The organism is Yersinia sp. 2553 StPb PI, assembly GCF_052217105.1.
Taxonomy (GTDB): domain Bacteria; phylum Pseudomonadota; class Gammaproteobacteria; order Enterobacterales; family Enterobacteriaceae; genus Yersinia; species Yersinia enterocolitica_E.
Window position 1 is genome coordinate 3,006,007 of sequence record NZ_JAZGPX010000002.1, and the last position, 18,955, is coordinate 3,024,961.

Sequence of the window (18,955 nt, forward strand, 5' to 3'; positions counted from 1 at the left end):
CCCTAATAGTACACTTCAACTGGCTCTTTTATGGCACTTCAGCCAGCAACAGAGTAGCATGTTTGAACTATTATCTATCCGCCATTTCGGAGTTTTATATGCCGACCCGCAGCTATAATGCCGACAGCCGCCGTGCCGAGCTATTGGAACGAATTCAATGTGATATCCCTTTCACTGTTGCCCAAGCTTTGAGCGAAGACCTGGGTGGTGAGGTCAATGCAGATCGCGACCTCACCGCACAATTACTCCCAGCAGATAAACAGGCTAATGCCACGATTATTACGCGCGAAGCTGGTATCTTTTGTGGTCAGCGCTGGCTAAATGAAGTGTTTATTCAACTTGGCGCCCAAGTGACAGTTGAATGGTTAGTCAACGATGGAGACAAGTTGATAGCTAATCAGACACTTTGCCATCTGACTGGCCCTGCCCGTATCCTACTTACCGGTGAACGCACCGCACTTAATTTCTTGCAAACCTTATCCGGTGTCGCTACCGAGGTCAGCCGTTATGTGGCGGAGCTCTCTGGGTTGCATACACAATTACTCGATACCAGGAAAACCTTGCCAGGGCTGCGTACCGCCTTAAAATATGCCGTCCTCTGCGGTGGCGGTAATAATCATCGACTCGGCTTATCTGATGCTTTCCTTATCAAGGAAAATCACATTATTGCTGCTGGCTCTATCAAAGAAGCTGTTGCTAAAGCATTTTGGATTCATTCCGATGTTCCCGTCGAAGTTGAAGTTGAATCCCTTGATGAATTGCAACAAGCATTAACCGCTGGTGCCGATATCATTATGTTGGATAATTTTACCATTCCAATGATGCGTGATGCTGTGCACATGCGTAATGAGTTGGCTAAGACCCAAGAGAGTGCTCAACTGGAAGTTTCTGGCAACGTTACGCTAGAAACACTGCGAAGCTATGCCGAAACCGGTATTGATTTCATCTCAGTCGGTGCACTAACAAAACACGTGACAGCTTTAGACCTGTCCATGCGATTTAAATAAGCCTACCAAATTATCTTCGGCCGATGATAGCCATTAGCAGACTCTAATTCTGTTTTTGCGAGCATCGCCGAAGTTATCTGTGACTTCACTGTAACAACCTAAATATTCGACAGCCTGCTTCGCAAATCAATGTAATGCCCCTGTTGCCATCAATTAAAAAGTTGCACCCTTCCCTTGTTTTCTCACACACAAGGAGAGTGACAAATGAATAAGCAACAGGGTTTTACCTTAATTGAATTAATGGTTGCCATCGCCATCATTGCTGTACTTAGCGGTATTGGTATTCCTTCCTATCAGCGCTATATCCAAAAAGCAGCCCTCACCGATATGTTACAAGCCATCGTGCCCTACAAAATGGCGGTAGAACTTTGTGCTCTGGAGCATGCCAAGTTCGATAGCTGTAATGCGGGCAATAACGGCGTACCGGCTGGGCAACCATCGCGTTATGTCAGTGCAACAACCATTGATCAAGGTGTGATTACACTTACGGGTCAACATACCCTTGCTGACCTGACTCTCTCGATGACCCCCACACTTAGTAGTAGTGGAAATATTGTCTGGACCAGAACATGTACCACCGTAGATAACAACCTTGCTGATAGCTGTAAGACCGTGTTCCGTTTCAATGATAAGGCCTAATCCAATGACTGAATTCATGGCACACCAACCCGAGCGAATCAGCGCTGAATTACACAAACTCTGTCGTCGTTATAGGGCAATAGCCTTAAAACTCGATGGCAAAAACCTCGCTATAGCGTCATCCAAACCAGTGAATGACGAATTATTAACTGCTCTGCGTTTTACCTGTGGTCGTAAAATTACCGTAGAATACTGGCCTGAGGCTAAGATTGAACAGTTATTAAACCTTGAGCCATCAGCAAAAGAGCACCTAAACCTAGAAGTAGAATCTACCGAAAATAGCCAAGGCGTATCGCGACAAGAGAGGAAACGACAAGGAGGAGGCTCAGCTTCTCTGCCACAACAGGATTTAGATGAGACGTTGCTGGATAATGAAAGTGATATTCCCGTTATTCAATTTATAACGCAAACACTCAGATTGGCGATTCAGAAACGTTCCTCAGATATCCATTTTGAACCTTATCAGCATCATTATCGTATTCGTTTAAGAATTGATGGTGTTTTACACGAATCCCCACCTCCAACAACTGAATTAACCAGCCGTATCAGCAGTTGCCTAAAAGTTATGGCTAAATTGAATATCGCGGAAAAACGGTTACCGCAGGATGGCCAGCTAGCTTTAGTGTTAAATGGCACCCGCTACTCCATAAGAATAGCCACCCTCCCCGTACAGTTCGGTGAAAAAGTGGTACTGCGTATACTGAATATTCATCAACAACCAACGCTGGCCAGTCTGGGTCTGACAACCATGGCCCACCAACAACTCACGCGCGCATTATCTGCTCCGCAAGGTTTAGTTCTGGTGACTGGGCCTACCGGAAGTGGAAAAACTGTGACGCTCTATTGCAGTTTAGACCAACTCAATCAACCGCAAAGAAACATCTGTAGTGTTGAAGATCCTATAGAGATCCAGGTTGATGGCATAAATCAGACTCAGACTAACAATAGAATTGGATTGGATTTCTCTTGCGTATTACGCGCGATGCTACGCCAGGATCCTGATGTGATTATGCTCGGCGAGATTCGCGACAATGAAACTGCCGAGATAGCGGTTAAGGCCGCATTAACGGGGCATCTGGTACTTTCAACACTGCATACCAACTCAACATCTGAAACCCTAATACGCCTGACACAAATGGGAATAGAACGTCACTTAATTGCATCGAGCCTGACGTTAGTTATCGCCCAACGACTGGTTCGCAGGCTCTGCCTGCACTGTCGCCAGGCATCTCCCACTCTTTTTCAGGTTCCGGCAGGTGTTTGGGCGAGTCCATTGCAACATTATCTCGCCGTGGGCTGTGAACACTGTTGCGCAGGTTACTATGGTCGCACAGGTATTTACGAAATGTTAAGTGTCACCCCGCCAATCCAGCAAGCTTTGCTCAACAATGTCAGCCCGGCAAAGCTCACTCAGATTGCACAAGAGCAAGAACAAGTAACATTACTTTCTGCTGGTTTGGCATTAGTTGAAAGCGGTGTTACTACGCTTAGTGAAATTAATCGTGTTGTGGGAACTCTGAAAGAATTCGAGGCAATCCTGTGAGTCATCAACGTTTATTTTACTGGAAAGCCATTGATACTACAGGACAGTTACAGACTGGAGCACAATTGGCAACAGAGCGAAATATTGTTTATGAACAAATGTTCCGCCAAGGGTTACAACCATTAAACGTTAAGGGTGGTAAGCGATTATCAATGAGTTATTGGCAAGGTGAGCACCTGGTGGCTGTTACTCGCCAATTGGCGACACTACTGCAAGCCGGACTGCCTTTGGTTAATAGCCTGCAACTGCTAGCGAAAGAGATAGATGCATTACCGTGGCGCTGCTTATTGCAGGACATAAGCCAACTGGTTTCACAGGGCCAATCACTATCTGAAGCGATGGCGAGTTACCCACACACGTTCCCCCGATTATACCCCCCAGTGATTGCAATGGGGGAGCTGACAGGTAACCTTGAACAGTGCTGTATTCAGTTGGTACAGCACCAAGAACGGCAACAAAAATTACAAAAGAAAGTAATTAAGGCACTCAAATATCCAATATTTGTCTGCGTTATCGCGATGGTTGTTAGCCTCGTTATGCTGGTCATGGTGCTGCCTGAATTTGCACAAATCTATCAATCATTTGATACACCATTACCCACACTGACTGCCACGCTGCTGCTGATGTCAGTATTTCTTACTACTTACGGGCCATATATTGCGGTGTTATTAACATCAATATGTATAGGATACCTTTATGCGCGGCGGCGTCAGGCGCACGTGCAACAATGGGAGCAAACACTGTTATTACGTCTCCCACTCATCTCCACATTAATCCGAGGAAGTTGCCTTAGCCAAATTTTTCAAACATTAGCTATCACTCAACATGCCGGATTACCGCTAACTGCCGGATTGGATGCCGCACTCCTTTCCATCAATAACTGTACCTATCAGCAAGCATTAAAACATATTCAACAACAGATCAGCCAAGGTGAGCCTCTGCATATCGCTCTTGCACAACATCATCTATTCCCGCCGCTATGCCAACAAATGGTTCGGGTGGGGGAAGAATCTGGCGCGTTGGATGTGTTATTAGAAAAACTAGCAGGTTGGCATCGGCAAAAAACACAGGATTTAGCCGATAATCTCACACAAATGTTGGAACCACTGTTGATGTTGATTATTGGCAGCATCGTCGGGGTTCTAGTGATCGCAATGTATTTACCGATATTTCAACTAGGGGATGTTATTGGGTAATACGGGTATTAAGGGCGAAGTATCGTGGGGAAAGGGAGGTCGAAACAGGGCGTTAAATAACGCCCTGTTTCCATCCGTAATCAGTTACTGCCAAAAACGCGGTTTTCTTGCTCTGCAACTCGGATAAAGGTGGTGCGCTTGGTCAGTTCTTTTAAATGCGAAGCACCCACGTAGGTACAAGCAGAACGCAAGCCACCCATAATGTCGCGCACCGTGTTATCAACGGAACCGCGTAATGGCAGTTTAACTGTTTTACCTTCTGCGGCGCGATATTCAGCGACTCCGCCTACGTGGCGTTTCATAGCAGACTCTGAACTCATACCGTAGAACAGCATGAATTTCTCGCCATTTTCTTCCACCACGCGGCCTTCACACTCATCGTGCCCTGCTAGCATGCCACCCAGCATCACGAAATCAGCACCACCACCGAAAGCTTTAGCCACATCGCCCGGTGCAGAGCAGCCGCCATCACTGACAATCTGTCCACCCAAACCGTGAGCAGCATCGGCACACTCGATCACAGCAGATAGCTGTGGATAACCAACACCGGTCTTAACTCGCGTGGTACAAACAGAACCTGGACCAATACCCACTTTAACAATATCTGCACCAGAAAGGATAAGCTCTTCTACCATCTCACCAGTCACCACATTGCCAGCACAAATCACTTTGTCCGGGCAGGCTTCGCGAGCTTTTTGCAGGAAGGAAACAAAATGCTCAGAGTAGCCATTAGCTACATCGATACAGATGAATTTCAGTGCCGGTGATAATGCCAGAATTTGCTTCATTTTGTCGAAATCGGCAGAGGAAGTCCCTGTCGACACCATGACATGACGCAATACAGATTCAGGAACCCGTTTTACAAATTCAGCCCATTGTTCAACCGTGTAGTGCTTATGAACTGCGGTAAGCACATCAAATGATGCCAAAACTTCAGCCATGCGGAAGGTGCCAACAGTATCCATATTAGCAGCGATGATAGGTACACCAGACCAATTCCAACCTGAATGTTTGAAGGTAAACTGGCGCTCGAGCTCTACTTCAGAGCGGCTTTTCAGTGTGGAACGTTTAGGGCGGATTAACACATCTTTAAAACCTAATTTCAAACCTTCTTCAATACGCATGGCTTATTATTTCCTGGTTAGTGGCGATAGATCGCAAAAAGTGATCGGGCGTAAATCACGCCATCCCAGTGAAGCTATCATACGCATGAATAATTCTACGGCAAGACTGCGAATCCACCTTTATTTACGCTATAATCCCACAAATTACTTGGAGAATAGCAACTACTCTTTTATCTGCGCGTTCACTTCACTTATTTTTCCACGTAGCTCAAACAGAATGCATACCTTACTATCTCTTCCCACCTGCTTTCAGATACAATTCGACCACTCACTGACAGTATACAAGGCTAGGCAATGACCTATATTGTGGCTCTCACCGGCGGGATTGGCAGCGGCAAAAGTACCGTAGCAGATGCATTCGCCGATTTTGGGGTGCCCCTTGTTGATGCTGACATTATCGCTCGCCAGGTTGTTGAACTGGGTATGCCAGCATTGGCAGCTATCGCATCCCGCTATGGCGAAACTATTTTGCAAGCAGATGGTTCATTAAACCGAAGTGCATTACGCGCAAAAATTTTCAGTGAGCCGCAGGAAAAAGCATGGTTAAATTCACTGTTGCATCCACTTATTCAGCAAGAAACTGAGCACCAATTAGCGAATATTGATAAACCATATGCACTTTGGATTGTTCCTTTGTTGCTTGAAAATGGTTTACAGCACCGTGCTAATCGTGTGTTAGTGGTAGATGTAGCACCTGAAATACAACTCACGCGCACGATGGCAAGAGATGGTATTACCCGCCAACAGGCAGAACATATTTTAGCGTCACAGGTTTCGCGGCAACAACGGCTAGCCTGTGCCGATGATATTATTGACAATAGCGGCGATCCATCCATTATCGCCTCGCAAGTTGCTTCATTACACCAACAGTATTTAATATTGGCAGCCGCGGCCCAACAGGATCTACACCAATGAGTGACCTCACCTCAACAATACTTTTTGAACATCCGCTGAATGAAAAAATGCGTACCTGGCTGAGAATAGAATTTTTATTACAACAATTAGAAAGCCAACGTTCGTTAGATAATATTGCCACTGCATTAACGTTTTTTCGCGCCGCATGCGATTTGATTGAAGTTTTGGATCGCGGCGAAGTCCGCACTGATTTGCTCAAAGAGCTTGAGCGCCAACAACAGAAGTTACAGCAATGGGCCGATATACCCGGTGTGGATATGTCGCGAGTGGACTCCTTGCGCAGTAAACTAAAAAGCCATGCCACAGTATTAATGTCCGCGCCACGTATCGGGCAATCATTAAAAGAAGACCGCTTAATCGCTGTCGTTCGCCAACGTCTTAGTATTCCCGGTGGCTACTGTAGCTTTGATTTACCCACGTTACATACCTGGCTACATCAACCACAGGAGCAGCGTGACCAACATATTGATAAATTGCTGGTAAGCTTAGCGCCACTCAATCAGTCTCTGACCATCATTTTAGATTTAATTCGCCAGTCGGGTCCGTTACGGGCACAAATCAGCTTGAATGGATTCTTTCAAGATAATGCCGAAGGTGCTGACCTACTCCGGCTGCGCTTGCCATTAGACCCACAACTATACCCACAAATTTCTGGTCATAAAACACGGTATGCTATTCGCTTTTTACCGCTCGACAGTGAAAATGGTACCGTTCCGGCCCGTTTATCGTTTGAATTAGCCTGCTGCTGATGTGGCAATCAATCAGTTGGTTTTTAAGGAGAGAATATGGACTTAGAAGAAATCGAAGTTAACTGCCCTACCTGTGGGAAAATCGTTATCTGGGGAGAGCAAAGCCCATATCGCCCTTTCTGCTGCAAACGCTGTCAACTGATCGACCTAGGCGAGTGGGCTGACGAAGAAAAGCGTATTTCAAGCCATGGCGAGTTATCTGACAGTGATGAATGGAGTGAGGAAGAACCCCCAACGCATTGATGCGCATATCATTGGGGAGCAATCCTATTTTGCTCCCTTCCCATTATATTAATTAAAATTTTATTAAGCGCAACACGGAGTTATCGGGTGAGTAATGCAATGATTGCGGCATTCGCTGGCGGAAACTCCTCGGCAACCAATTCGGATTGCCTAACCCAGCGAATGGGTTGCCCTTCGCGGCCAAAGGGTTCACCATCCCACGTTTCAACCATATAGAAACTTAATGTCACGATACGGTCGGTAAAAGTATGCTCCAAGACGTTGAGTAACACAGCCTCTTGTACCACGATCCCTACTTCTTCTGACAGCTCACGTTTTAAAGCAAGTTCCGCTGTTTCACCCTGCTCAACCTTACCACCGGGAAACTCCCAAAAACCTGCCATATGAGAATCAGCAGCGCGCTGAGTAATAAAAATCTCCTGCTGGGCGTTGCGGATAATCCCTACCGCTATCTGTAAATGTTTCAATTCTCTTTCTCCTGATCAGAGCATAAACAGTAAGTTATATGGCCTCTTGGTATCTGTCCTAAAAAGAATGACAAAATAAAGGGCGGTTTTTAAGCCGCCCTCATTTTCAGTATTACCAATGGCCTTAAGTATTACTGTAGGCTGCCGTGACACTGTTTGTATTTTTTGCCTGAACCACATGGGCACGGATCATTACGACCCACTTTACGCTCAAGGCTAGCGGCTACATTGACTTCATCCTTTGACATCAAGGCACTGTTGTCAGACTGATGGCTTAGTTGCTGCTGTTTCGCCAAACGCTCGGCTTCTTCACGACGTTGTACTTCCAGCGCTTCTACCTCTTCTGGCATCCGCACTTGTACTTTGCTCAGCACACTGATCACTTCATATTTTAGTGATTCCAACATGGCAGCGAACATGGCGAAAGATTCACGCTTATATTCCTGTTTAGGATCTTTTTGCGCATAACCACGTAGATGGATCCCCTGACGCAGATAATCCATTGCAGCCAAGTGTTCTTTCCACAAGGAGTCGAGCGTTTGTAGCATCACGCCTTTTTCGAAGTTACGCATCATATCGATGCCAACAACTTCTTCTTTGCGGTGATACACCTCAATTGCTTGTTGAAGAATACGCTCACGTAACGTTTCTTCATGCAGTTGTGGCTCATCTTGCAACCATTGTGCAATTGGCATATCCAAGTCGAAATCATTTTTCAGGCGCAGTTCAAGGCCTTCAACATCCCACATTTCTTCCAGTGACTGGGTAGGAATGTAGCTGTCGATAACTGTTTTGAATACATCTTCACGAATGCTGTTAATGGTTTCGCTAACATCAGATACGTCCAGCAGTTCATTACGCTGGCTATAGATGGCACGACGCTGATCACTGGCGACATCATCATATTCAAGCAATTGCTTACGAATATCGAAGTTACGACTTTCAACTTTACGCTGTGCGTTAGCAATGGCCTTCGTCACCCATGGATGTTCAATGGCTTCGCCCGGTTTCATACCCAATTTACGCATCATGCCAGACACACGGTCAGAGGCAAAAATACGCATCAAGGCATCTTCCATTGATAAGTAGAAGCGTGAAGAACCGGCATCACCCTGACGGCCCGCACGACCACGTAACTGGTTATCAATACGGCGTGACTCATGACGCTCGGTACCAATAATGTGTAAACCACCAGATGCCAGCACGGCATCATGGCGAATCTGCCAGGCGGCCTTAATGGCGGCAATTTGATCTTCGGTCGGATCTTCCAGCAAAGCAATCTCACTCTGCCAGCTCCCCCCCAACACGATATCGGTACCACGACCAGCCATGTTGGTAGCGATAGTTACCGCACCTGGTTGACCCGCCTGAGAGACTATCTCTGCTTCCATGGCATGGAACTTGGCGTTCAGAACTTTGTGCTCAATGCCCGCTTTGGTCAATTCGGCAGATACCACTTCAGATTTCTCAATCGAGATAGTACCAACCAATACTGGCTGACCGTTCGCAGTACGCTCACGGATATCTTCGATAATCGCACCAATTTTTTCCTGTTCAGTCATATAGACCAAATCAGCTAAATCCTTACGAATCATTGGGCGGTTAGTGGGTACAACAATGGTATCGAGCTTGTAGATTGAGCTAAATTCAAACGCTTCGGTATCCGCCGTACCGGTCATCCCGGCCAGTTTTTCATAAAGACGGAAATAGTTCTGGAAGGTAATGGAAGCCAGTGTTTGGTTTTCGTTCTGGATTTCCACACCTTCTTTTGCTTCAACAGCCTGATGCAAGCCATCTGACCAACGGCGCCCTTGCATGGTACGGCCGGTGTGTTCGTCGACGATGATAACTTCACCATCTTTCACAATGTAGTCAACATCACGGGCAAACAGCACATGGGCGCGCAGCGCGGCCGTGACGTGATGCATCAGCATAATGTTGGTTGGAGAGTACAGCGACTCGCCTTCTTCCATGATGCCCGCTTCCACTAACATTTGTTCAATCAGAATCAGGCCACGTTCAGTTAAGTGAACCTGACGTGATTTTTCATCGACCGAGAAGTGGCCTTCACCCTGGAAGGTGTCCGAGTCTTCTTTTTCCTGACGAATCAGTTTTGGAATAAGTTTGTTAACCCGAATATACATCTCGGAACTGTCTTCCGCCGGACCAGAGATAATCAGCGGGGTACGGGCCTCATCGATCAAGATGGAGTCAACCTCATCCACCAGCGCATAGTGCAATTTACGCTGCACACGCTCTTCCGGGCTGAAAGCCATGTTATCGCGCAGATAGTCAAAACCGTATTCGTTGTTAGTACCATAAGTGATGTCAGCAGCATAAGCGGCACGCTTGGCTGGTGCTGTCATATTCGGCAAGTTGATACCGACGCTTAGACCGAGGAACTCGAACAATGGGCGGTTATTTTCGGCGTCACGTTGAGCCAAATAGTCATTGACGGTAACCACGTGAACACCACGGCCACTCAACGCATTCAGGTAAGCTGGCAGCGTTGCAGTCAGCGTTTTACCTTCACCGGTACGCATTTCTGCGATGCAACGCTCATTCAATACCATACCGCCGAGCAACTGCACGTCGAAGTGACGCATACCAAACACGCGTTTACTTGATTCACGAACAACCGCAAAAGCTTCAGGGATCAAGGTTTCCAGCACCGCGCCTTTTGCCAGACGCTCGCGGAATTCATCTGTTTTGGCACGCAACTCAGCATCGGTCAGTTTTTCAATTTCTGGTTCCATACGGCTGATTTGATCAACCACTTTGCGCATACGGCGCAGAGTACGATCGTTACGGCTGCCAAAGACTTTGGTTAATAATTTGATTAGCATGATTCTTAATATCTCTTACAAGACCACCAAACCGGCGGCCAAAGGTTGTATAAAATTGAGGTAAACCAAGAGAATAATTAGCTTATACCCGTCATACTTCAAGCTGCATGTGCGTTGGCTACATTCAATCACCCGAATCACTTACTTATGTAAGCTCATCGAGATTAATGAGGTTCACCCTACGGGCTAGCATAAATGCTGTTCAAATCGGTTCCGGACCTATTTGTCTCTCGCTTGCCGCCTTCCTGCAACTCGAATTATTTAAGGTATAGGATAGGAGGCCCGGCACGGATGCCTTGCACTTGTGCAAGCCAGAGTCCAGGTTTGTGTAACGAAAGAACAGGCCGCTTAACTTGCTCGGTGTAACGAATGATAGCCGGTGGCTTAAACTCATGTGTCAACAGCGCATTGAGGGTATCCAACAGTGCAAGCTGCTGAATTTGTGATGGCTGAGCTTGCTCGACTGCTGTAACTTCTTGCACCCGCGCATAAGCGACCTGAGGTGCCAACGCAAATGAGAGGTGACGAATAACCGTGCGCAGTGCATGCTGTTGCCAGTAGTCTACGCTGAATGAAGGACGGCGATGCATATCATGCAACAATGCCAAACTGTTAAAGTTTGTCACACCGTAATTCTGACGGCTTTGGCTTGATGATGTATTCGGTATTGCAGTTTGATCTGGAACGCCAGACAGGTTTGATGGCACGCCAAGACTCGCCGCTACCATCCCTAACAAGAGATGCGGCCAGAAATAACGTCTACCAAATTGTCGCCAACGATTTAGAATACCGATCACAAGTTTAAAATCCGCCGGAGCCTTGTCAATGCGTGAAAACCGCCCACAATTATTAGATGTTCTGTTCGATGATGCCATTGCAGCAGAAAACGGACCGCTACATAACGTACAACAACGCGCTACTGCACTGTTAAAACTTAACCGTGCGGTAAAAGGATTGCTCCCTTCACAAATGCAGCCGTGGTGCCGTGTCGCTAACTATCGACAGAGTGTTTTAGTGCTAGAGACTGCGAACGCTAGCTGGTTAATGCGCTTACGTTATGAACAACCCGCTCTGCTCTCTGCACTACGAGCACAAATTCTACCATCATTGTCTTCAATCGACATCAGGATTAATCCGTCGTTAATGGCCAAGGGCCATAACATTACGCAAGATGTGGCAAAATCGGCGCAAGATCCTGAAAAATCGCCGCCATTACGTCATTTAAGTCTGGAAAGTGCTAAGGAATTAAGAGGATTAGCGAGCCGTAGCCCTGAAAAACTTAGGATAATATTGGAACGATTGGCTGCGTTGGCCGGAGAGAGTGCCAACGCAACCAAAAGTGATAAGTAGCTTTTCCCTTCACACTTGAACTTACAGCGATGTTAGCTGGCTGTAATGCCAATGAGTTTGGGTACAAAAGTACTTAGTAAGCTAATACTGTAGACGGAGCTTTAAATGCCAGTGGCATTTCGGCTTCGTCTTGGAACGTCACAAATTCCCAAGCTTCTTGCTTAGCTAAAACAGCCTGCAACAACTTGTTATTTAAGGCGTGACCCGATTTGAACGCAGTAAATGCGCCAATAATATTGTGGCCACACATAAACAGGTCGCCAATCGCGTCCAGCATTTTGTGACGAACAAACTCATCTTCAAAGCGTAAGCCATCTTCATTAAGCACGCGGTAATCATCTACCACAATGGCACAATCGAAACTACCGCCCAGGCACAAACCACGGGACTGTAAATATTCGATATCACGCATGAAACCAAAAGTACGCGCACGACTGATTTGACGGACGAATGAATCGGCCGAGAAATCCAGACGGTAACGCTGAGTACTTGAGTCAATCGCCGGGTGATTAAAATCAATGGTAAAATCTAAACGGAATCCATTGAATGGAGACAATTCAGCCCATTTATCACCGTCTTCAACCCGCACAGTCTCTTTCAGACGCAGGAATTTCTTCGCAGAGTTTAACTCTTCGATACCGGCATCCAGCAGCAAGTACACGAATGGACTGGCACTACCGTCCATAATCGGCACTTCGGGAGCGTTAACTTCAATAATAATGTTATCAATCCCTAACCCTGCCAAAGCAGCGTTGAGATGCTCAACAGTAGAAATACGCACGTCATGCTCATTGACCAGGCAAGTACAGAGCATGGTATCACGCACGGATTTTGCATCTGCCGGAAAATCAACCGGTGGATTCAAGTCAGTGCGACGATAGATGACCCCGGTATTAGCCGGCGCGGGTCGCATTGTCAGCGTGACTTTCTTACCGGTGTGCAAACCGACGCCAGTCGCCTGAACAATACGTTTTAAAGTCCTTTGTTTGATCATCGTTTTATCTCGCAATGTTATCCATCCTACCGACCAAGCTTATAACAAGATCGGTGGGACAGTTTAGCACAAAGAGCGGAGATTCCAAATATTCGAAAATTAATCGGCTTGCTTACGCAAAAATGCCGGGATATCCAAATAATCGGGCTCTTTATTGGTTTGAGCAGTCGGGTCATTGACCACTTTAGCCGCAGGTTTAACTTCCTGAGGTAAAGGTGACATGCCATGCTGCTGGTAACGATGGTCCATCACAGGCTGAGTCTGCTTGTTGGTAACCAGCGTAATTTCTGGGCGTTTATCCATGCCGATACCGGTCGCAACAACAGTTACGCGCAGTTCGTCGTTCATTTCCGGGTCTAACGATGTACCGATAACAACGGTGGCATTGTCGGACGCGAATGCACGGATAGTATTACCCACAGTTTCGAACTCATCCAAACGTAAATCGAAACCAGCAGTGATGTTAACCAACACACCACGAGCACCAGACAGGTCGATATCTTCCAACAACGGGCTGGAGATAGCCATTTCTGCTGCTTCTTCTGCACGATCTTCACCACAAGCCACACCGGAGCCCATCATGGCATAACCCATTTCGGACATAACTGTGCGCACGTCGGCAAAGTCAACGTTCATCAGGCCTGGGCGGGTAATCAATTCGGCGATCCCCTGAACAGCACCTTTTAATACGTCGTTCGCTGCACCGAATGCATCCAGTAAAGAGATGCCACGCCCCAGAACTTTCAATAATTTGTCATTCGGGATAGTGATCAGTGAGTCCACATGCTTGGACAACTCAGCAATACCCTGCTCAGCAAATGCCATGCGTTTCTTGCCTTCGAAGTTGAAAGGCTTGGTAACCACGGCGACTGTCAGAATACCCAGTTCTTTTGCCACTTCGGCAACAACAGGAGCAGCACCAGTACCGGTACCACCACCCATACCTGCGGCGATAAAGACCATGTCCGCGCCTTCAAGAGCTGCACGCAGAGCTTCACGGTCTTCTTCGGCTGAATTACGACCCACTTCTGGGTTCGCGCCAGCACCCAACCCTTTGGTAATACCGCTACCAATTTGGATGGTTTGGCCAACAGCCGTCTTACGTAGCGCCTGAGCGTCTGTATTAACGGCGAAGAATTCAACACCTTCGATGCGCTCGCGCACCATGTGTTCGACGGCATTACCACCGCCACCACCGACGCCGATGACTTTAATCACCGCGTCATTGGTTAGTTCCATAGGTTCAAACATAGTTTCTCTCCGTTTTGTGCCTGTCGCTTCGAGATCAAAAAATATGTTCAGCATGATCTCTTTGTTGAAACATTAAAACTCTTTTCTCAGCCAGCTATTGATACGTTTAAACCAATTGCCCACTGAGGCACGTTTTTCTACTTCTGACTCACCACTGAGATGAGATTCTTTACCGTAATGCAATAACCCAACAGCAGTGGAGTAATAAGGTTCCTGTGCATAATCCGTCAGCCCGGTGATATTGAGCGGTTGACCGATACGAACCTGGGCATGGAACACCCGTTGTGCGCATTCAGCCAGCCCATCAATTTGTGCAGCACCGCCAGTCAGCACGATACCGGCTGCCAGATGATGCTTCACGCCTTGCTGACGCAACTGCTCCTGCAATTGTAAAATCTCGTCATTAACTAAATTCAGCAACTCGGTGTAGCGTGGTTCTATAACCTCAGCGAGTGTCTGTCTTTGCAGACTACGGGGAGGGCGTCCGCCAACACTTGGCACTTCTACACTTTCGTCCTTGCTGACTATCGACCCGAGCGCACAGCCGTGCCGAACTTTAATCGCTTCCGCATCTGTAGGCGGCGTACCAAAAGCATAAGCTATGTCGCTGGTGACCACGTTCCCGGCGTAAGGGATAACTTTGGTGTGCCGTAAAGCGCCACCGGTATAAACCGCCATATCCATGGTGCCACCGCCGATATCAACGACACAGACCCCCAGCTCACGCTCATCTTCAGTCAATACTGCATAACTTGCTGCCAAACCGGCGAAAATCAGTTGGTCCACTTTCAGACCACAACGTTCCACCGCTTTAACAATATTCTTCGCCATATCGTTATGGCAGGTAATCAGGTGCACTTTAGCCTGCATCCGCACGCCAGACAGACCAACAGGATTTTTGATGCCTTCCTGATAATCGATGGCATATTCCTGTGGAATAACGTGCAGGATACGATGCTCATCACGCACACGCACCGACTTCGCGGTATGCACTACGTTCTCTACATCTTCCTGAGTTACTTCTTCTTCTGAAATAGGAACCATCCCTATTTCATTCTGGCAACTGATATGTTTACCCGATAACGCCAAATAAACAGATGAAATTTGGCAATCCGCCATTAACTCAGCCTGATCGATAGCGCGCTGCACGCATTTCACTACCGATTCAAGATCATTAACCCCACCCTTATCCATGCCACGGGATGGGCAACTGCCGACCCCAATAATATTGACCATGCCATCGGGCAGAACTTCCCCTACCAATGCGGAGACCTTTGCCGTGCCGATCTCAAGACCTACTACCAGTTTTCTGTCCGTCGACTTGATCATTGTTGTTTTGCCTGTGCCTGATTCTGTTGCGGATTACTGTTCTGCTGGCCATTTATTGGTGGCTCACCACCCTGACTGCCGATAAATACCGGAGCCCAACCTATTGCAGCCCCTGTCTCATATCGCAAATCAACATAACTGACTCGTTTATCTGGCTGCTGTTGCAACATCGGATATAACTCGATGAAACGTTGCAAACGCCCCATCCGGTCATCCCGTCCCAGCTCCAGCCGAACATCATTATCTAAGGCCAACTGCCAAGAATGCCTGGCGCTCATCGCCACCATCTTTAGCTGATATTTATTGGCCGCTAACACCTTATTTATTGCCCGGTAGCCTTCCAGGACATCCTGTTCACTGCCTTCCGGACCATACAGTAATGGCAATTTCTGTGTGCCGACCCGCTCGGACGGCACACTAAATGACCGCCCTTGCTCATCAACCATATGCAAATCATTCCAGCGAGCAAAAGGCACATACTCCACCAGATGGATTTTCAGCTCATCCGGCCACTGTTTACGCACACTGGCCTGCTGAATCCAAGGCAACCTTTCAATCTGCTGCTGGATGATGTTCACATCCTGCGTCATAAAGGTACCCGGTGCGCCTAATGCCAGAATTGCCTGGCGAATATCATCATTGGTGGTGTAATGGCGCTCACCGGTCACCACCAGTTTTGACAGTGGCAGTCGGCTGGCATCTTTCATCCACCCCACTACGACCCACCCACCCCAGAGCATGGTACCCAGAACCATTAGCAGGAAAATCAGACCTGCTAGTTGGCCTCCGTTACTGCGTCGGGCCACGCTGTTTTCAGCCGCACGTTCACGCGCATTCAGGGCAGCTTGCGACATATCAGTCAGCCAACATCAAAATTCGAGCGACCAGTTGGGAGAAACTCAACCCTGACTGGCGGGCTGCCATCGGCACTAAACTGTGGCTAGTCATACCCGGTGAAGTGTTCACTTCAAGCAGGTAAAAACTGCCGTCACTGTCTTGCATGACATCTACCCGGCCCCAACCGCTGCAACCCAGCGCCTGATAAGCCTGCAATGCCAGCGTCGCCAATTGTTGCTCCAACTCATTGCTCAAACCGCTTGGGCAAAAATATTGTGTTTCGTCAGACAGATACTTGGCTTCATAATCATAGAACACGCCGGGGGCCTGAATACGGATTGATGGTAAAACATCATCACCGAGGATCGCGACGGTGTATTCCGGGCCACTCAACCATTGCTCTATCAGCACATCACTGTCGTGACGGAAAGCTTCAACCAAGGCACTCTGCAATTGATCGACGTGATCAACCTTACTCATGCCAACACTGGAGCCTTCGTGGCTTGGCTTAACAATTAATGGCAGGCCAAGCTTAGCGACACCCGCCGCTAATTCCTCTGACGAAAGTGTTTCAAACTGTTGATGATTCAACGCGACATAAGGCGAAATCGGCAGACCTGAAGCCTGCCACACCAATTTGGTGCGTAATTTGTCCATCGTCAGGGCTGACGCCATCACGCCACTGCCGGTATAAGGCAGTTGCAGGAATTCCAGTACCCCTTGCAAGGTGCCATCTTCACCACCACGGCCATGTAAAGCGATAAAGACCTTATCGAAGCCCTGTTCTTTAAGCTGAGTCACTGGGAAGTCTCGGGTATCAATCCCATGGGCATCGATACCTGCTTCTCTCAAGCCCGCTAATACCGCCTGACCTGATAGCAATGACACTTCACGTTCAGCGGAGGTACCACCCAGCAGTACCGCGACTTTCTCAGCCATGATGTTCCTCATCTTTTATCTGTGGCTGCAATTTAAGCTCAGCCAATTTACGGGCAATTTTACCAATGTTACCTGCGCCCTGAATCAGAATCAGGTCATCGCCGTTCAGCACTTGCGCCAAAATTTCAGGCACGGTTTCACTGTCTGAAACCAAAATTGGGTCTAACTTGCCACGATTACGGATGGTGCGGCACAACGAGCGGCTATCAGCCCCAGGGATCGGCGGTTCACCGGCAGCGTACACATCCAACATCAGTAGCACATCAACCTGCGATAACACATTGGCGAAGTCGTCGTACAGGTCACGGGTACGGGTATAACGGTGCGGCTGGAAAACCATCACGATGCGCTTATCCGGCCAACCCGCGCGCGCAGCTTTAATAGTGGCATCCACTTCAGTTGGATGATGGCCGTAGTCATCAACCAGCATCGCACTGCCTTCTTTGCCATTGACCGGTGCCAGCGGGAAGTTGCCGAGGAAATCAAAGCGGCGACCAGTCCCCTGGAACCCTGCCAACGCGCGCAGAATATCTTCGTCTTCAATACCTTCTTCTGTCGCCACAGCCACCGCCGCCGCTGCATTCAGCGCGTTATGACGACCCGGTGCATTCAAGGTCACCGTCATCAATGGCTTATCCAAGCGTTTGAGCGTGAAGTGCCCCTGTGGGCCTTCCTGCCGGTAGCTGGCGATCTGCACATCGGCATCATCACTGAAACCGTAGGTGGTAATGTGGCGGCCTACTCGCGGTAGCAACTCGCGCACCACGGGATCGTCAATACACATCACCGCACGGCCATAGAATGGCAAGTTATGCAAAAAGTTAATAAACGTCTGTTTTAAGTTCTCAAAGTCGCCCTGATAAGTATCCATATGGTCGGCTTCGATATTGGTGACAATCGCCACCATCGGTTGCAGATGCAAAAATGACGCATCACTTTCATCGGCTTCTGCTATCAGGTAACGGCTGGACCCAAGACGAGCATGGGTCCCTGCCGCTTTCACCAACCCGCCGTTAACAAAGGTTGGATCCAGACCGGCTTCAGCATAGATACTGGAAACCATCGCCGTGGTGGTGGTTTTGCCGTGAGTGCCTGCAACCGCAATGCCATGACGGAAACGCATCAACTCTGCCAGCATTTCTGCGCGGCGGATCACCGGAATACGCGCCTCGCGAGCCGCAACTATCTCTGGATTATCCGCAGAGATTGCAGTTGAAACCACGACCACACTGGCGTCCAGAACGTTTTCAGGACGGTGATGGAAATAGATTTGTGCGCCCAAAGAGGCCAAATGCTGAGTGACCGGGTTAGGTGCCAAATCTGAACCGCTAATCTGATAACCTTCGTTAGCCAACACTTCAGCGATACCACCCATGCCGGCACCACCGATGCCAACAAAGTGAATGTGCCGGACGCGACGCATCTCGGGCACGATAGTTCGTAGTTTCGCCAGTTGTTGTGTATTCACGTTTCTCTTCACTTTTTTGTCTGTTGCATATTCACAGCCCGCATTAACCTAACTACCT

General features: G+C 48.0%; 18 protein-coding genes. 8 read left to right on the top strand and 10 right to left on the bottom strand.

The window, feature by feature from the left end:
- Positions 1–98: 98 nt before the first annotated feature.
- From nadC to hofC, 4 genes are all read left to right on the top strand, one after another.
- Complete coding sequence (gene nadC / locus V2A84_RS15290) at positions 99–1,007, top strand: carboxylating nicotinate-nucleotide diphosphorylase (RefSeq protein ID WP_083160496.1); 909 nt, start codon at positions 99–101, stop codon at positions 1,005–1,007.
- A gap of 204 nt (positions 1,008–1,211) precedes the next feature.
- Positions 1,212–1,646, top strand: coding sequence for a prepilin peptidase-dependent pilin (gene ppdD / locus V2A84_RS15295; protein ID WP_083160498.1), 435 nt, complete (start codon positions 1,212–1,214; stop codon positions 1,644–1,646).
- A gap of 4 nt (positions 1,647–1,650) precedes the next feature.
- Positions 1,651–3,189: a type II secretion system protein GspE gene (gspE, locus tag V2A84_RS15300; protein ID WP_193784724.1), complete on the top strand. Its 1,539-nt coding sequence runs from the start codon at positions 1,651–1,653 to the stop codon at positions 3,187–3,189.
- Positions 3,186–4,385, top strand: coding sequence for a protein transport protein HofC (gene hofC / locus V2A84_RS15305; protein WP_083160500.1), 1,200 nt, complete (start codon positions 3,186–3,188; stop codon positions 4,383–4,385). The genes gspE and hofC overlap by 4 nt, the downstream gene beginning before the upstream one ends.
- Positions 4,386–4,465: 80 nt before the next feature.
- Here hofC and V2A84_RS15310 read toward each other — a convergent pair whose 3' ends face one another.
- Entirely contained in the window at positions 4,466–5,509 is a 1,044-nt protein-coding gene (locus V2A84_RS15310; RefSeq protein WP_083160502.1) for a GMP reductase, read from the bottom strand.
- 294 nt (positions 5,510–5,803) lie between these two features.
- Between V2A84_RS15310 and coaE the strand changes: the two genes are divergently transcribed.
- From coaE to yacG, 3 genes are read left to right on the top strand one after another with little or no spacing between them, the layout of a single operon-like run.
- Positions 5,804–6,424 carry a dephospho-CoA kinase gene (gene coaE, locus V2A84_RS15315; RefSeq protein WP_083160504.1) on the top strand — a complete coding sequence of 207 codons (621 nt, stop codon included), beginning with the start codon at positions 5,804–5,806 and terminating at the stop codon, positions 6,422–6,424.
- Positions 6,421–7,173: a cell division protein ZapD gene (zapD, locus tag V2A84_RS15320; protein ID WP_083160506.1), complete on the top strand. Its 753-nt coding sequence runs from the start codon at positions 6,421–6,423 to the stop codon at positions 7,171–7,173. Before coaE ends, zapD begins: the two co-directional genes overlap by 4 nt.
- A 36-nt stretch (positions 7,174–7,209) precedes the next feature.
- On the top strand, positions 7,210–7,416 hold the full coding sequence (yacG, locus tag V2A84_RS15325; protein WP_050086102.1) for a DNA gyrase inhibitor YacG: 207 nt from the start codon (positions 7,210–7,212) through the stop codon (positions 7,414–7,416).
- 80 nt (positions 7,417–7,496) lie between these two features.
- Here the strand turns inward: yacG and mutT are convergent, their stop codons facing one another.
- The 3 genes from mutT to secM all read right to left on the bottom strand — a co-directional run bounded on the left by mutT (position 7,497) and on the right by secM (position 11,526).
- Positions 7,497–7,883 (bottom strand): 8-oxo-dGTP diphosphatase MutT, encoded by a 387-nt coding sequence (gene mutT, locus V2A84_RS15330; RefSeq protein ID WP_083160508.1) that lies wholly within the window; start codon positions 7,881–7,883, stop codon positions 7,497–7,499.
- A gap of 131 nt (positions 7,884–8,014) precedes the next feature.
- The gene (gene secA / locus V2A84_RS15335; protein WP_083160511.1) at positions 8,015–10,729 is read right to left on the bottom strand and encodes a preprotein translocase subunit SecA; all 2,715 of its coding nucleotides are present in this window, start codon (positions 10,727–10,729) and stop codon (positions 8,015–8,017) included.
- Between the two features lie 257 nt (positions 10,730–10,986).
- Entirely contained in the window at positions 10,987–11,526 is a 540-nt protein-coding gene (secM, locus tag V2A84_RS15340) for a secA translation cis-regulator SecM (protein WP_083160513.1), read from the bottom strand.
- A gap of 28 nt (positions 11,527–11,554) precedes the next feature.
- Between secM and V2A84_RS15345 the strand changes: the two genes are divergently transcribed.
- On the top strand, positions 11,555–12,079 hold the full coding sequence (locus tag V2A84_RS15345; protein ID WP_193784725.1) for a DUF721 domain-containing protein: 525 nt from the start codon (positions 11,555–11,557) through the stop codon (positions 12,077–12,079).
- Between the two features lie 73 nt (positions 12,080–12,152).
- On the opposite strand, the gene lpxC is transcribed toward V2A84_RS15345, so the two are convergent.
- From lpxC to murC, 6 genes are all read right to left on the bottom strand, one after another.
- Positions 12,153–13,073, bottom strand: a complete 921-nt coding sequence (gene lpxC / locus V2A84_RS15350) for a UDP-3-O-acyl-N-acetylglucosamine deacetylase (RefSeq protein ID WP_005181431.1) — start codon at positions 13,071–13,073, stop codon at positions 12,153–12,155.
- A gap of 99 nt (positions 13,074–13,172) precedes the next feature.
- Positions 13,173–14,324 (bottom strand): cell division protein FtsZ, encoded by a 1,152-nt coding sequence (ftsZ, locus tag V2A84_RS15355; RefSeq protein ID WP_004389003.1) that lies wholly within the window; start codon positions 14,322–14,324, stop codon positions 13,173–13,175.
- Positions 14,325–14,396: 72 nt separating this feature from the next.
- Positions 14,397–15,653: a cell division protein FtsA gene (gene ftsA / locus V2A84_RS15360; RefSeq protein WP_002210431.1), complete on the bottom strand. Its 1,257-nt coding sequence runs from the start codon at positions 15,651–15,653 to the stop codon at positions 14,397–14,399.
- The gene (ftsQ, locus tag V2A84_RS15365; RefSeq protein ID WP_083160517.1) at positions 15,650–16,507 is read right to left on the bottom strand and encodes a cell division protein FtsQ; all 858 of its coding nucleotides are present in this window, start codon (positions 16,505–16,507) and stop codon (positions 15,650–15,652) included. The genes ftsA and ftsQ overlap by 4 nt, the downstream gene beginning before the upstream one ends.
- A gap of 1 nt (position 16,508) precedes the next feature.
- Positions 16,509–17,429 (bottom strand): D-alanine--D-alanine ligase, encoded by a 921-nt coding sequence (locus tag V2A84_RS15370; protein WP_083160519.1) that lies wholly within the window; start codon positions 17,427–17,429, stop codon positions 16,509–16,511.
- The gene (gene murC / locus V2A84_RS15375) at positions 17,422–18,897 is read right to left on the bottom strand and encodes a UDP-N-acetylmuramate--L-alanine ligase (protein WP_083160521.1); all 1,476 of its coding nucleotides are present in this window, start codon (positions 18,895–18,897) and stop codon (positions 17,422–17,424) included. The genes V2A84_RS15370 and murC overlap by 8 nt, the downstream gene beginning before the upstream one ends.
- Positions 18,898–18,955: the final 58 nt, after the last annotated feature.

Excerpts from the sequence above, each read along its gene's own strand:
- gspE (WP_193784724.1), top strand. The coding sequence starts at position 1,651 with ATGACTGAATTCATGGCACACCAACCCGAGCGAATCAGCGCTGAATTA.
- V2A84_RS15345 (WP_193784725.1), top strand. The coding sequence starts at position 11,555 with ATGCGTGAAAACCGCCCACAATTATTAGATGTTCTGTTCGATGATGCC.
- ppdD (WP_083160498.1), top strand. The coding sequence starts at position 1,212 with ATGAATAAGCAACAGGGTTTTACCTTAATTGAATTAATGGTTGCCATC.
- ftsQ (WP_083160517.1), bottom strand. The coding sequence starts at position 16,507 with ATGTCGCAAGCTGCCCTGAATGCGCGTGAACGTGCGGCTGAAAACAGC.
- ftsA (WP_002210431.1), bottom strand. The coding sequence starts at position 15,653 with ATGATCAAGTCGACGGACAGAAAACTGGTAGTAGGTCTTGAGATCGGC.
- nadC (WP_083160496.1), top strand. The coding sequence starts at position 99 with ATGCCGACCCGCAGCTATAATGCCGACAGCCGCCGTGCCGAGCTATTG.
- lpxC (WP_005181431.1), bottom strand. The coding sequence starts at position 13,073 with ATGATCAAACAAAGGACTTTAAAACGTATTGTTCAGGCGACTGGCGTC.
- yacG (WP_050086102.1), top strand. The coding sequence starts at position 7,210 with ATGGACTTAGAAGAAATCGAAGTTAACTGCCCTACCTGTGGGAAAATC.
- coaE (WP_083160504.1), top strand. The coding sequence starts at position 5,804 with ATGACCTATATTGTGGCTCTCACCGGCGGGATTGGCAGCGGCAAAAGT.
- V2A84_RS15310 (WP_083160502.1), bottom strand. The coding sequence starts at position 5,509 with ATGCGTATTGAAGAAGGTTTGAAATTAGGTTTTAAAGATGTGTTAATC.
- ftsZ (WP_004389003.1), bottom strand. The coding sequence starts at position 14,324 with ATGTTTGAACCTATGGAACTAACCAATGACGCGGTGATTAAAGTCATC.
- V2A84_RS15370 (WP_083160519.1), bottom strand. The coding sequence starts at position 17,429 with ATGGCTGAGAAAGTCGCGGTACTGCTGGGTGGTACCTCCGCTGAACGT.
- zapD (WP_083160506.1), top strand. The coding sequence starts at position 6,421 with ATGAGTGACCTCACCTCAACAATACTTTTTGAACATCCGCTGAATGAA.
- secA (WP_083160511.1), bottom strand. The coding sequence starts at position 10,729 with ATGCTAATCAAATTATTAACCAAAGTCTTTGGCAGCCGTAACGATCGT.